Origin of the sequence: Pedobacter ginsengiterrae (assembly GCF_039537385.1) — a bacterium.
Lineage (GTDB): Bacteria > Bacteroidota > Bacteroidia > Sphingobacteriales > Sphingobacteriaceae > Pedobacter > Pedobacter ginsengiterrae.
In genome coordinates, this window is record NZ_BAABAK010000001.1 from 216,835 (window position 1) to 230,972 (window position 14,138).

General features: G+C 34.1%; 13 protein-coding genes. 8 read left to right on the forward strand and 5 right to left on the reverse strand.

The annotated features are described in order from the left end of the window. The first annotated feature begins 184 nt into the window (after positions 1-184). From ABD692_RS00825 to ABD692_RS00855, 7 genes are all read left to right on the forward strand, one after another. Positions 185-1,042 (forward strand): SPFH domain-containing protein, encoded by an 858-nt coding sequence (locus ABD692_RS00825; protein WP_316758472.1) that lies wholly within the window; start codon positions 185-187, stop codon positions 1,040-1,042. Positions 1,043-1,074: 32 nt separating this feature from the next. Beyond that, complete coding sequence (locus ABD692_RS00830) at positions 1,075-1,242, forward strand: type II toxin-antitoxin system antitoxin (RefSeq protein ID WP_316758470.1); 168 nt, start codon at positions 1,075-1,077, stop codon at positions 1,240-1,242. A gap of 163 nt (positions 1,243-1,405) precedes the next feature. Then, the gene (locus tag ABD692_RS00835) at positions 1,406-2,581 is read left to right on the forward strand and encodes an acetyl-CoA C-acyltransferase (RefSeq protein ID WP_344764192.1); all 1,176 of its coding nucleotides are present in this window, start codon (positions 1,406-1,408) and stop codon (positions 2,579-2,581) included. 10 nt (positions 2,582-2,591) lie between these two features. Next, on the forward strand, positions 2,592-3,485 hold the full coding sequence (locus tag ABD692_RS00840) for a hypothetical protein (protein ID WP_344764194.1): 894 nt from the start codon (positions 2,592-2,594) through the stop codon (positions 3,483-3,485). Positions 3,486-3,631: 146 nt separating this feature from the next. Continuing rightward, positions 3,632-5,191: a peptide MFS transporter gene (locus ABD692_RS00845; RefSeq protein ID WP_316758461.1), complete on the forward strand. Its 1,560-nt coding sequence runs from the start codon at positions 3,632-3,634 to the stop codon at positions 5,189-5,191. A gap of 1 nt (position 5,192) precedes the next feature. Further along, entirely contained in the window at positions 5,193-6,686 is a 1,494-nt protein-coding gene (locus ABD692_RS00850) for a peptide MFS transporter (RefSeq protein ID WP_344764197.1), read from the forward strand. 128 nt (positions 6,687-6,814) lie between these two features. Further along, positions 6,815-7,543, forward strand: a complete 729-nt coding sequence (locus tag ABD692_RS00855) for a polyprenol monophosphomannose synthase (protein ID WP_316758457.1) — start codon at positions 6,815-6,817, stop codon at positions 7,541-7,543. Here the strand turns inward: ABD692_RS00855 and ABD692_RS00860 are convergent, their stop codons facing one another. The 4 genes from ABD692_RS00860 to dinB all read right to left on the reverse strand — a co-directional run bounded on the left by ABD692_RS00860 (position 7,544) and on the right by dinB (position 13,049). Continuing rightward, positions 7,544-8,053: a YdeI/OmpD-associated family protein gene (locus ABD692_RS00860; RefSeq protein ID WP_344764199.1), complete on the reverse strand. Its 510-nt coding sequence runs from the start codon at positions 8,051-8,053 to the stop codon at positions 7,544-7,546. It lies immediately after the preceding gene. Positions 8,054-8,518: 465 nt separating this feature from the next. Continuing rightward, positions 8,519-8,716, reverse strand: a complete 198-nt coding sequence (locus tag ABD692_RS00865) for a hypothetical protein (RefSeq protein ID WP_344764201.1) — start codon at positions 8,714-8,716, stop codon at positions 8,519-8,521. A gap of 10 nt (positions 8,717-8,726) precedes the next feature. Further along, complete coding sequence (gene dnaE, locus ABD692_RS00870) at positions 8,727-11,738, reverse strand: DNA polymerase III subunit alpha (protein ID WP_344764203.1); 3,012 nt, start codon at positions 11,736-11,738, stop codon at positions 8,727-8,729. Then, positions 11,739-13,049 carry a DNA polymerase IV gene (gene dinB, locus ABD692_RS00875; protein WP_316758450.1) on the reverse strand — a complete coding sequence of 437 codons (1,311 nt, stop codon included), beginning with the start codon at positions 13,047-13,049 and terminating at the stop codon, positions 11,739-11,741. Between the two features lie 137 nt (positions 13,050-13,186). Here dinB and ABD692_RS00880 point away from each other — a divergent pair, with 137 nt between their 5' ends. Next, positions 13,187-13,366 carry a hypothetical protein gene (locus tag ABD692_RS00880; RefSeq protein ID WP_344764206.1) on the forward strand — a complete coding sequence of 60 codons (180 nt, stop codon included), beginning with the start codon at positions 13,187-13,189 and terminating at the stop codon, positions 13,364-13,366. 60 nt (positions 13,367-13,426) lie between these two features. Here ABD692_RS00880 and ABD692_RS00885 read toward each other — a convergent pair whose 3' ends face one another. Beyond that, positions 13,427-14,074, reverse strand: a complete 648-nt coding sequence (locus ABD692_RS00885; protein WP_316758448.1) for a response regulator transcription factor — start codon at positions 14,072-14,074, stop codon at positions 13,427-13,429. Between the last annotated feature and the right edge of the window lie 64 nt (positions 14,075-14,138).

Sequence of the window (14,138 nt, forward strand, 5' to 3'; positions counted from 1 at the left end):
ATATTTTAGATTCGATGAATACTTACGGTAAAAGATTTTGTGCGAATTTTTCTTGATTTTGGCCAAAACGATGTGGATATGTTGTTGTCAAAAATAACATTTTTATCTAATATACATTTTAACGATTTTGTTTGCAATTACCAAGTTTTATATTTTACTTTATGATATCAAATTAATATCAATTATGTATCAAGAAAAAATTATTAATCCACCATCGGGATATTTAACACTCGTTTTGTTTTTAGCACTATTGGGTGCTACCGTTTTTTGTTTTTTTACAGAAAATTTTGTTTTTGGTGGCTGCATTTTAGCTTTTAATTTTTTTCTGGTTTTACCTGGCTTAATCATTAATAATCCAAACGAATCGAAAGTTTTAACCCTTTTTGGCAAGTATGTTGGTACTGTTAAAACAGATGGTTTCTTTTGGGTAAACCCCTTAACCAGCAAAAGAAAAGTTTCTTTAAGGGCAAACAACTTAAATGGTCAGCAATTAAAAGTAAATGATAAGCTTGGTAATCCTATAGAAATTGCGGCTGTAGTGGTTTGGAAGGTTAATGAAACAGCAAAAGCAATTTTCTCTGTAGAAAACTACATGCAGTACGTAAACATTCAAAGTGAAGCAGCTGTAAGGCATTTGGCAAATATCTTTCCTTATGACCATGCCGAAGGAGAAGAAACAAGTATCACTTTAAAAGATGGCGCTGAAAAAGTAAGCGAGCTTTTAGAAAACGAATTAAATGAACGCTTATCGAGAGCGGGAATTGAAGTTTTGGAAGCCAGAATATCGCACTTAGCTTATGCTCCAGAAATTGCAAGTGCAATGCTACAGCGTCAACAAGCAACAGCCGTTATAGCGGCAAGAAAGCTAATTGTAGAAGGTGCTGTTGGAATGGTTGAAATGGCTTTAGAAAAATTATCGCAAAAAGGAATTGTAGAATTAGATGAAGAACGTAAAGCAGCAATGGTTAGTAACCTATTGGTTGTTTTGTGCGGAGATAGGCATGTGCAACCAGTTGTAAATACTGGAACACTATATAATTAAATAGAATACGGTATACAAGCAGTACAATAAGAATGGCGGAGAAAGATAAAAAGGCTTTTGTATTAAGAATTAGTCCTGCCCTATTAAAAGAGATTGAAACCTGGGCTGCTGATGAATTTAGAAGTACTAACGGACAAATTGAATTTCTATTAAATCAAGCAATTAAATCCAGAAAGAAGGGAAAATCGAAAGAAGAATAACTTCTAAAAAGCACAGGTAACAATACTTGTGCTTTTTTATTTTACGACCCGATTTATATATTTTGACAAAGCTTTGTGCTAAAATAGCTTTTACTGCGTTTATCCAATATCAAAAAATGCATAACTTAGCAGCCTAACCAAAAATTCATAAAATTTAGTTTACATGAGAGAAGTTGTAATTGTTTCGGCTGTAAGAACAGCTATTGGAAGTTTTGGCGGTTCACTAGCACAGTTTTCTGCTACTCAATTGGGTGGTTTTGCTATTAAAGCCGCTGTAGATCAAGCAGGTTTAAAAGCCGAACAGATTCAGGAAGTTTATATGGGCAATGTACTTTCAGCTAACTTAGGTCAGGCGCCAGCTACGCAAGCGGCAAAATTTGCTGGCTTACCAGATTTACCTGCAACCACAATAAATAAAGTTTGCGCCTCGGGCACTAAAGCAATTATGCTTGCTGCACAAAGTATTGCCAATGGCAATAATGATATCATTATTGCTGGCGGCATGGAAAGCATGAGCAATGTTCCCTATTATTTAGATAAAGCTCGAAATGGCTATCGTTTAGGGCATGGCCAGATTACTGATGGTTTAGTAAAAGACGGGCTTTGGGATGTGTATAATGATTATCACATGGGCTCAGCTGCTGAACTTTGTGCTACAGATTGCAATATTAGTAGAGAAGCACAGGATAACTTTGCTATAGAATCTTATAAAAGGGCGCAAGCTGCTCAAACTTCTGGAAAATTTGCATCCGAAATTATTGCGATTGAAGTGAGGGATAGAAAAGGCGAAATAACGCTGGTGGATACTGATGATGAGCCAACGGCTGTTAAATTCGAGAAAATACCTGGATTAAAACCCGTATTTAAAAAGGATGGAACGATTACAGCAGCAAATGCTTCGACACTAAATGACGGAGCTGCAGCTTTAGTATTAATGAGCGCCGAGCGAGCTGAAGCTTTGGGAATTAAACCATTAGCAAAAATTTTAGGTTTTGCCGATGCTCAACAAGCGCCTGAATGGTTTACCACCGCACCTTCGAAAGCGATTCCTTTAGCTCTACAAAAAGCTAATATCGATATCAAAAATGTAGATTACTTTGAAATTAATGAGGCATTTTCTGTAGTTTCAATTGCGAATAATCAAATATTAAACCTTAATGATAATCAGGTAAATGTTAATGGAGGGGCTGTTTCTTTAGGTCATCCACTTGGCGCTTCGGGCGCTAGAATTGTAGTTACCCTTTTATCTGTACTGAAACAAAATGATGGCAAAATCGGTGTCGCAGGCATCTGCAATGGCGGTGGCGGCGCTAGCGCTTTGGTAATTGAAAAATTATAAAATCCTTTTAATGAAAAACATCAAATTTTATTTAGCAATTTTAATAAGCCTTATAAGTTTTAAACTTCAGGCTCAGCAATCAACGAATAAACTTGATGTTTTTCAAGATAGTTTAATCAAAATATCGAATATAATTTATAAAACACAAAGTGATGAAAGCAAACTTACCGAAAATGGAAAGTTTGTTAAAACTTTGGTTGAAGCGTTAAAAGAACCGAATTCTTTTAATTATTCGTTCGATTCGTTAAAAACGGTTTCAGTAATTAAATCTCCTGATCAGGTTTTTAGAACTCTTTCCTGGTATGTACAATTGGAAAACGGAACTTACCGTTATTATGGTGCTATCCAAATGAATAACAAAGGTGGATTAAAGTTATTTCCACTAATCGACCAAACGGATAATATCGGCGATTCGAACATTATTACAAGTAACCAAAAATGGTTTGGGGCCAGATATTATGAAATCATTCCAGTTGTATCTTCAGGCAAATTGCCCTATTATGTTCTATTAGGCTGGAAAGGAAATACAGCAGAAACGACTAAAAAAGTAATCGAAATCCTTTCTTTTAATAAAGACAACGCCAATTTTGGAATGCCTGTATTTGACGGAAAGGATTTTAAAGGCAAAAACCGTGTAATTTTCGAATATAATAAGCAAAATGCAATGGTTTTAAAAACAGATAAAAATGCAGGGCTTATCGTTTTTGACCACCTTACTCCTTTTGATCCTGAAATGGTGGGTCGATTTCAATTTTATGGTTCTGATGGCGGCACCGATGCTTTCAAAGTAATTGGAGGCAAACTGAAATTTCAAGAAAATGTTATTTTAAAAAATGAGGCCAACCAAAGCGATGCATTATATGCAGACCCAAGTAAAAATGTTAAACCTATCAGAAAATTCTAATTTCTACTCAAACATAAATCCCTCATTACTTTGCACATAATTTAAAAATTTGTTAGAATGCGCACTCCTCACTATATTGCGAGCTGTTAAACTAACATAACAACACACAAATTCTGAATTCATAAACTAAAACAAACAAATGTTTTATGCAAACATCTATTCAAACTAAAGACGATTTCTTTAGCAGTAAGGTATTGGGTCATCCTGCAGGATTATTCGTGCTTTTCTTTACCGAAATGTGGGAAAGATTTTCGTACTATGGTATGCGGGCACTATTAGTTTTATTTCTTACATCTACTATTGCTGCTGGAGGTTGGGAATGGAGCAAGGCTGATGCTCTTTCTTTATATGGAACTTACACAATGGGCGTATATCTTACACCTGTTATTGGTGGTTTAATTGCCGATAGATTGTTAGGTTACCGATGGGCGGTAATTCTAGGTGCTTTAATTATGACTATTGGTCATGCAAGTATGGCGATAGAAACACCAACATTTTTATATATCGGTTTAGGCTGCTTAATGTTAGGTAATGGCTTATTTAAACCAAACATGACTTCAATTGTATCTAAAATTTACAAAGATCATCCAGAGAAGAAAGATGGAGCCTATTCTATCTTTTATATGGGCGTTAATGCAGGTGCATTTTTAGGTATCATGATTTGTGGTTATATAGGTGAAAAAATTTCTTGGAGCTGGGGCTTTGGACTAGCAGGTATTTTCATGTTTCTAGGAATGTTGCAATTTTATTTCACAAAAAACATTTTTGGTAGTATTGGCTTACTTCCTAAAGAAGAAAAAAAATTACAGGCATTACAAAATGCTGATTCAACAGAAATTAAAGAAGAAAAACTTCCGTCCAATATTGTTAGAGATCGTTTAATTGTTGTATTTATATTCTCGATCTTCACCGTTTTCTTTTGGGCAGCTTTCGAACAGGCTGGTGGAAGTATGACGATTTTTGCAAAAGAAAATACCACAAGGATTTTAACAGGAAGCGCTGGCTTAACTTTTAAAATAGTTGATGCCCTTTTAACTATTGTTCCGTTAGGTATTATTTCTTATGTTTTGATTAAACTCTTTTCGCAAACTATTTCAAAATATAAACTCGGTAATTTAATACTAGCTACTAGTTTCATAATTATATGGGGTATTGTATTATGGAAAGTTGAACGTGAATTTTCTGCCAACACTACTGAAATTGCAGCTTCGTGGTTTAACATTTTAAACTCTTTGTTTATTATATGCTTTGCACCTGTATTTTCGAAATGGTGGGAAAGTAAATACAATCTTCCTGGTCCTTTAAAGTTTGGATTAGGTTTAGTATTACTTGGTATAGGATTTGGCTTTTTAGCTTACGGTTCAACTGCAATTACATCACCCGATATAAAAGTTAGCATGGCTTGGTTGGTATTTGCTTACCTGTTTCATACTCTAGGTGAGCTTTGTATTTCTCCTGTAGGACTTTCGTATGTTAGTAAACTTGTTCCTGCAAAATGGATAGGTTTTATGTTTGGCGTGTACTATTTGTTCCTTGCAATGGGTAATAAATTAGCTGGCGTATCTGGAAGTATGATTGAAGAAATTACTCATAAATATAGCTTAACAACATTTTTCTTAATATTTACTATCATTCCAATGGTTGCTGGTTTATTAATCGCAGCCTTACATCCAATTATTAAAAAACTAATGCACGGGGTTAAGTAAAATGAATCTAAGTTCGGAAAAAGCAATTACAGTAGAAGAAATTCAGAATTTCGAAGGTAAATATCCAAAGCAACTATGGTATTTATCTTTAGTAGAAATGTGGGAACGTTTCTGTTTCTATGGAATGAGAGGTGTTTTAGCATTTTTCATGGTAGACCAATTAGGTTTAAGTGATCAGAAATCGAATTTGCAATATGGCGCAATTCAAGCTTTTGTTTACGCTTTTACATTTATTGGTGGAATATTTGCCGATAAGATTTTAGGTTTTAGAAAATCACTTTTCTGGGGCGGTTCTTTAATGATTATTGGAAATCTTATTCTGGCCTTTTCTCCTCACGATTTATTTTATATTGGTATAACGCTATCCATTATTGGTACTGGTTTTTTCAAACCGAATATTTCATCAATGGTTGGCGAATTGTATCACGAAAATGATAACAGAAGAGATGCTGGTTATGGGTTATTTTATGCGGGGATTAATGTTGGTGGCTTATTAGGTGGCGCATTGTGCATTTATTTAGGTAAATATTATAGCTGGCATTTATGTTTCTTATCGGCTGCACTTGTAATGGCATTTGGTTTAGGAACATTTATTTTCACAAAAAAACACCTAGGTCCGATTGGTATCTCGCCACTTTTACACCTAGCAAAAACTAAACAGAAAACTTACGAAATAGCTACTTATGTTGGCTCATTGTTATGTATACCATTAATTTTTATAATGGTTAGAAATACAGCATACACCGATTATTTCATGTACACAATTGGTGTTGTAGCTTTAGTCTATTTCTTATTTGAAACCATAAAAATAAAAGATAAAAAAGCACAATATAAACTATTGGCTGCCTTTGTTTTCATCTTTTGTTATTTCATTTTTATGGCTATATCCGAGCAAAGTGGCGGTTCATTGTCGCTTTTTGCAAAAGATAACCTTGACCATAAAATTCTATTCTTTAACATCGATCCTAATGTGGTTAACAATAGCGTAAACTCATTTTTCGTTATTGTATTCAGTCCGATTATTGGTATTTTGTGGTTAGGATTATATAAACGCAAGATCGAACCAAATACGGTTGTAAAATTTGGTTTGGGCTTCATTTTATTAGCAGCAAGTTTTTATGTTTTTTACGCCACAAGATTTTTTGCAAATGTGCAAGGTATCAGTTCTTTGAATGTTTTCACCTTCGCATATTTGTTGCTTACTTTAGGCGAGTTGTGTATCGGACCAATTGGAATGTCGATTATCACGAAACTTTCTCCAAAGAAAATGTTTGGTATGATGATGGGTTTGTGGTTTTTGTTTAGTGCCTTCGGACAACTAGCAGCTGGTAAATTAGGTGCAGAAATGTCGAGTATCGACAATGCATCCTTGCCAACTAAATTAATTGCCTATACTGAAGGTTACAAATCGCTTGCCTTATATTCTTTAATTGCTGGCTTGGCTTTAATTATCTTTTCTCAATTGATTAAAAAATTAATGGCTGAAGTAAGATAAACGCCATTTTAACAGATTTTAACCCGTATCAAGCCTATTGATACGGGTTTTTTCACTTTAAATATTTACTTTCGTGCCACTTTAAGCGAAAAGCGAAGCGCACAAACAAATTAAATTTACATCACAACGTGTCCGATAGTTTAGTCATCATACCCACTTACAACGAAAAGGAAAATATTGAAAAAATTATCCGAAAGGTATTTTCTTTAACTCAACCTTTTCACGTTTTAATTATTGATGATGGATCGCCAGATGGCACTGCAGATATTGTAAAATCGTTACAAGCAGAATACTCTGGACATTTATTTATCCAGGAACGTTCTGGAAAACAAGGTTTAGGTACAGCCTACATTTATGGCTTTAACTGGGCTTTACAAAGAGATTATCCATATATTTTTGAAATGGATGCTGATTTTTCTCATAACCCTGATGATTTAGTTCGCTTAAGAGAAGCTTGTGTTAATGGTGCTGATGTGGCTGTGGGTTCTCGTTATGTTAAAGGAGTGAATGTTGTAAACTGGCCGATGGGAAGGGTATTAATGTCGTACTTTGCATCAATGTATGTTCGGTTAATTACCCGAATTAACATTCAGGATGCTACAGCAGGCTTTAAATGTTACCGAAAAATAGTTTTAGAAACCATTCCATTAAACAAAATTAAATTTGTGGGTTATGCCTTTCAAATTGAGATGAAGTTTACTGCAATAAAATTTGGTTTTAAAGTTGTAGAAGTTCCAATTATTTTCACGGATAGAACAGAAGGAACTTCAAAAATGAGCACTAAAATCTTCAGAGAAGCTTTTCTTGGTGTTATCCAAATGAAGGTTAATAGTTGGTTTAGAAATTATAAAAGGTAATTACTTATTCGCTTTACTTTCTCTTATCATTGCACCAAAATCTTGCTTTTTATACATCGCAGTTACGGTCATGGCTAATCTTTTTGTTCTGGTTACTTCTGTTTTAGCCTCGTTAATCCATTTAATGAAATAATTTTGGTTCGATTTTGCAAATGATAAAAAAGTTGACATCAAATGCTCTTCGTCAATTAAGCACATTTCTAAATCTTCAGGCATATCAATTTTAAAATTCTTATCTTCTTCGAGATAGATTTCTACAGCAGCTCCTGCTTCTTTACCTAATTGCTTTCTCAGCTCGCTTCGAAGGGCAATTATAAAATCACCCTCTCCCATTGGCATCGTTGCCATTCCTGCGATTTCAACATTATCGATTTTGCCTTTAACCCTAAAGGATGTTTTACATTCTGGTTTAATTTGATTGGCTTTTGTTGCTGGAATAAAAACATAACTCCAGCCAGTTTTTTCGCCCATTTGCTCGAAACGTTCTATTTCTGCTTTAAAATGAATCATGCTTAAAAATAAATAAAAATATTTTATTCGTTTCAAAAACAGCTAAATAATAAGCCGATTAACTCCTCTAATCAGCTAATCAATTTTATTGAAACAAAGAAAGTTGTCCATCAACTGGTGGGTTTCCTAGAAAATAAAATTCATAGATAACTTCAAACTGTTTAATTGACGAATTTTATTTTCTAATCGCTATCTTTTCGCAGTTGAAATCTAAATTTACTTCACTAAAAATATGATTTGCAGCATCTATTTGAGTTGGATTTAATTCTCTCCCGATTGATATATGAGCCGCTGATCCATTAGTGACATTCATATACTTTAAACCTCTCCTAAAATTCTTTAATAAATCCCTTAAGTATACTTTTGACTCAATGGCGGGGAGTAAAATAAGCGCTTGGCTTTGTTCAGATAATAGTATTTTATTGAATAAAATATACTCAGGTTTTTGATAAAAGCAAAAGTTCTTTAGATAAAATTTATAAAAAATAAATTCATTTGGATCAGCACAAATTCTACAATAGTCATGTGTGCTTCCGAATTTCGACTTTTATAATTGCCTACACCGTGAGCCAATTTATCTTTCATGATTTTTACTTTACCAATGATTTCTTTGTGAGGATAAACAACTATTGAATACCTTTCCTTTTTCAAATTTATTTCCATATTCTATTATTTAATCAAAAGCTACAGGGTTTAAATGGATGTCGAGTTTAGCGAATTTCAAAACCTCAATGCTTGGAAAACTAAAATCCTCAACCACTTTCCCCAGAATCAAATAACATCCTTTTCCTTTAAAAGGATACATAGGTGTTGTGTTCGGAAAATGTGTGGTGTCGAAAAAATCGCCATTTGCATCTAAAAAAGTACCGAACCACATCTTAGTATTTTTAATGGTGTGCACCGTTTTTTCGCATACATAATTGCCAACCATTTTTACGGTTTCGCCAACATGATTGTTTAAATCAGCAGCCATTACATTACCTCGATAACTTGTTTTCAAAAAATCGAACATATTAAAATTTAAAGGATAACCTAAAAGCTCTAACTCATTATAAGCATCTTCTATTTGTGAGTTTTCTAAATGTGGCAAACTATACGATTTGTGCTCGATGTTAAATAGCTCGGCATGGTTAAGTTTCTTCTGCTTATGGCCTAAATAAGTGTAAATATCCCACAACAACATTTTTTTATCCTTTCCTGTAAATCTTAAAGCACCTAAACGAATTAGCAGAATAGCCTGTTCCAAAGTAATTTGAGTACGCTTTACAAATTGCTCTAAATCCAGATAATTACCATTTATTTCTCGTTCAGCTGGAATAATCTCGATGAACTTGCTTTCTAAACCTTGAATACCGATAAAACCCAAATAAGCTTCATCTCCCTTAATATTGACCACCACATCACTATTATTTACGCAAGGCAAATGTACCTTGGCGCCAGTTTTTTGGAGTTCGTGAACATAAACCCATCGACTATAGAAGCCGCCATAATTATTTAATACGGCTACCATAAATTCTTTCGGATAGTATGTTTTAAGGTATAAACTTTGATAACTTTCTACCGCAAATGATGCGGAGTGTGCTTTCGAAAAACTGTAACCAGCAAAAGAAGAAATTTGCCGCCAAACCTCAGTAACCAACTCATGCGAATGGCCTTGTGCTCTTGCCGAAACAAAAAATTTATTTACTAGTTCATCAAAAGCCAATTTAGAGCGATATTTCCCACTCATCGCTTTTCGTAAAACGTCTGAATCGGCCAAATCTAAACCCGCAAAGTAATGGCAAACTTTAATCACATCTTCTTGATAAACCATAACACCATAAGTTTCCTTAAGTTGCTCTTTCATCTCTTCACATAAATACACAACCTTATCGGGCTCATGATAACGTTCTATAAAAGCTTTCATCATCCCTGAACTGGCAACTCCAGGACGTATAATGGAACTAGCTGCCACAAGCGTTAAATAGTTTTCGCATTTAAGTTTTTTAAGTAACTGGCGCATAGCTGGCGATTCTATGTAAAAACAGCCAATTGGCTGTCCTTCTTTTAAAATACCATTTAATTTTGGGTCTTTTTTAAATGTTTTAAAATCGTGTATATCAACAATATCTCCTTTATTTTTTGCGATCAACTGAACCGCTTCACGGATGTGCCCAATACCCCTTTGGCTTAAAATATCGAACTTTTCGTAACCAATTAATTCAGCCTCATACATATCCCATTGCACAGTTGGAAAACCTTTTGGTGGTAAATCTAAAGCAGTATAATAAGTTATCGGCTCTTCAGAAATTAGAATTCCACCAGCATGAATCGAACGCTGATTAGGCATTTCACGCATTCTGTTGTGTACATTTTTTATCTTCTTATAAGTTGGGTTTTGTAAATTCTGCCATTCTTTTGTTTGGTCGCTAAAACTATCTATCTCATCTTTTGCCAAACCTAAAACCTTACCAATTTCGCGAATAATTGCCCGATCTTTAAACGTACTCATCGTACCCAAAAACGCAACATGCCAGTAGGGATACTTTTTAAAGATGTATTTCTGAATGGTTTCGCGTTCATCCCAAGAAAAATCGATATCAAAATCGGGTGGACTGGTTCTTTTTTCATGTAAAAACCGTTCGAAATACAAATCCAAATCAATTGGATCTACATCGGTTATACGCAGGCAATAAGCAACTATGCTATTTGCTCCAGAACCACGACCAACATGATAAAATTTACACCGACCCATTGCATAACGAACAATATCGAAGGTGATTAAAAAGTAAGCACAATATTTTTTGAATTCGATAATACGCAATTCTTTTTCCAAGCGCGCTAACGCAATGGTATTATCTTTTCCATACCGATAGGCTAAGCCTTTATAAGCAATTCTTCGTAATAAAACTTTATCAAATTCGGCACCTTCTTTTGTATAAGCAAAGCGATTTTTCGATTGAATTACAGGCTCAAAATATACTGACAAATCGCAATTATCAATCAGTTTCTGCGTATTTTCTAAAATGAATGAATAATCTTTAAAGCAAATCTTCAACTCATTTTCTGGAATCAAAAATTCATTTTTCGAACATTTAAAGTCATCAGGCACTTTGGTTAAAAGTGTGTTTAAATCTATTGCACGCAAGTATTCGTGCAGTCTGTAGGTAATTTTATCAGACACAGTAACTGGGTGCCAAACAACTAACTTATGCTTCTGTTGAAGCAACGAGTGTTTGTAAAGATGGTTTAATTGAGTATTTCGGATGCCAACAAATTCGTTAGAAGCTAATTTCCGATTAAAATCTTTTGTAAAAGGATACACAACAAATACATTCTTAAATTCTGGTGCGCTGTAGGGCAAGGGAACATTATGAATATTATGGTAACTTAAAAATTCATTAAGCTCACGCATTCCCTCTTTATTACTGGCAATTCCAAAATAAAGTAGCTGATTGTCTCTTCTAAATTCAATGCCAGCAACTGGCTTTAAGTTGTAAGGAATATTTCCTTCCTGCACATCATCAGCTTCTTTAAAAATACTTTGCTTTATACATTCTCTAATAAATTCTATAGCACCCGTAGAATTATTAATATCGGTTAATACCAATTGATGAATATTTAAAGCACGGGCTTGCGCTATTATGGATGCAATATTCATTGTACCATATTTTAAACTATACGATGAATGTACATTCAAAAACATTTAGCTATCGGTTGGTTTATTTACAGATGAAACATCGGAATTGATAAAAGTTCTGATTCTTGATTTTTTCCGTTCTTCTTCTTTATTATTTTCGTCTGGTCTTTTTTTACGAGGATTATATTTAATAACCTTTCCATTATCATCTCTTTGAGGTTTATTTACAATACAAGCCTTCACTACCGATTCTACACCATAACTCTGCCTCACTTTATCCATTGCCTGATATAAATCATACTCCTCCTCTGAAGTATGGTATAAACCAATTTGCTCGAAACCACTAACCAAATGAGAAAGTTTAACACCAATTAATCGCAGTAGCATTCGCTTACTATATAATTTTTTAAATAAATCATGAGCTTTCGTAATCAGAAAAGAATCTAATGCTGTATAAGGAATTCGGGCCTGTTGAGTTACCGTTTCGAAATTAGAATACCGAATAGTAACTGTAATACAGGCGGTGAGTTTCTGCTGGCTACGCAGTTCGAATGTTAAGTTAGTAACCATTCCCGTTAATATGGCTTTCATTTTATTAATATCCATACTATCGTTTTCAAAGGTAGTTTGTGTTCCGATCGATTTTCTTTCACGATAAGGAACAACAGGCGAAAAATCTATGCCATGCGCCTTTTGCAAAAGATTTAATCCATGATCACCCAAAATTTTAAACATTAATTCTTGAGGAATTTCGGCTAATGTTTCAATTTTCCGAACCCCCATTTCGCTTAACTTTCGATAAGTAGCCTGGCCGATACCAGGAATTTTATGTACAGATAAAGGATTTAAAAAAGGGCGAACTTCAGGAAAAGGAATTTCCATTTCTCCATTTGGCTTACATTCGTTAGTTACAACTTTAGCAACTGTTTTATTAACAGATAAGCCAAAAGAGATCGGTAATCCAGTTTCCTTAATAATGGTTTGCCTTAATTCTGACGCAAACTTCATACAACCAAAAAACTTATCCATGCCTGTCATATCGATATAATGCTCGTCGATGCTTGCCTTTTCAAATAGCGGAACACGTTGCGCTATGATTTCTGTAATTTCGTGAGAGGCTTTTGAATAATCATCCATATTACCTTTAACAAAGATCGCTTGCGGACACAATAGCTTTGCGGTTCGACCTGGCATAGCGGCGTGCACACCAAATTTTCGTGCTTCATAACTGCACGAAGTAACTACACCCCGATCAGAGTTACCGCCTACAATAACAGCTTTTCCAATAAGTTCTGGGTTTTTCTTTAACTCTACGGATACAAAAAAAGCATCCTGATCCATATGAATAATATGTTTATCCTGCTGCATAATCATCATAACTAACAAACAAATTTACTAAAATTATTAGTTTTTAATTTTGATTGCTAATTATTTTATCAACAAAATACTAACATTTTTAGTTATAAAAACTTTTAAAGCTTCCAGATTGTTTATTCTAATAAAACACATCAGTTATGGAAAATAAAAATCATAAAAAAGGGCAGGATAAAAAGACATCAGGAACCTCAAAAGAAAAGGCAACGTTTGATCAAAACGGCAAGGGTGCATCAGATAAGTTTGGTGAAGCAGGAAAAACACCCAATGAATCGGGAAAAGATGGTGCAGGAACTACGAACAAGAATAAAGAAAAATGATAATAAAATAAAAAAGAGCTTACTTTTGGTAAACTCTTTTTTATATAATTTAGGTGGAAATTATTTTTCGTAGATACTCATTTTTTCAGCTAATTCTATTATACTTTTAATTTTAAGTTTCTGAAAAAGCCTTAATTTGTATGTACTCACCGTACCCATTTGTAAACCCAACTGATTTGAAATCTCCAGAACGCCAATACCTTTGGTTAGCAATTCTGCAACCTCTAATTCTCTTCCAGATAATTTTGTGAAAGGATTATCTGCATCATTTCCCAATATGCTATTAAACATATTTTCTTTTACATTTCTGCTTGAATATCTGCTTCCAGCTAAAATTGTAGTAATTGCTGTAACAATTTCAGATTCTTCAGCATTCTTAGTCAAATAACCAGATGCACCTGATTTTAAATAAGGAACGGCGTATATATTCTCATTAAGTGAAGAAAACACTAAAATTTTAGCATTAGGTTGCACTAATTTAATTTGATCAATTACTTTTAAATTATTACCTCCAGGTAAGTTTACATCTATAATAATTAAACTTGGAGATTTTTCAACTTCGGTTAAAGCTTGCTCCATAGTGGAAGCGTTAAGAACCTGAACACCAGTCCAGTAGTCTGAAATAAGATTTTTCAAACCTCGGCGAATGATCTCATGATCATCAGCAATAAGTACAGAGAATGTACTTACAGTATTTTTTGTCTTCATTGTTTGGATATTGGGGATGAAATAGGCAATAGTTACATTATTACGACGCAGTAGTTTTCAATTT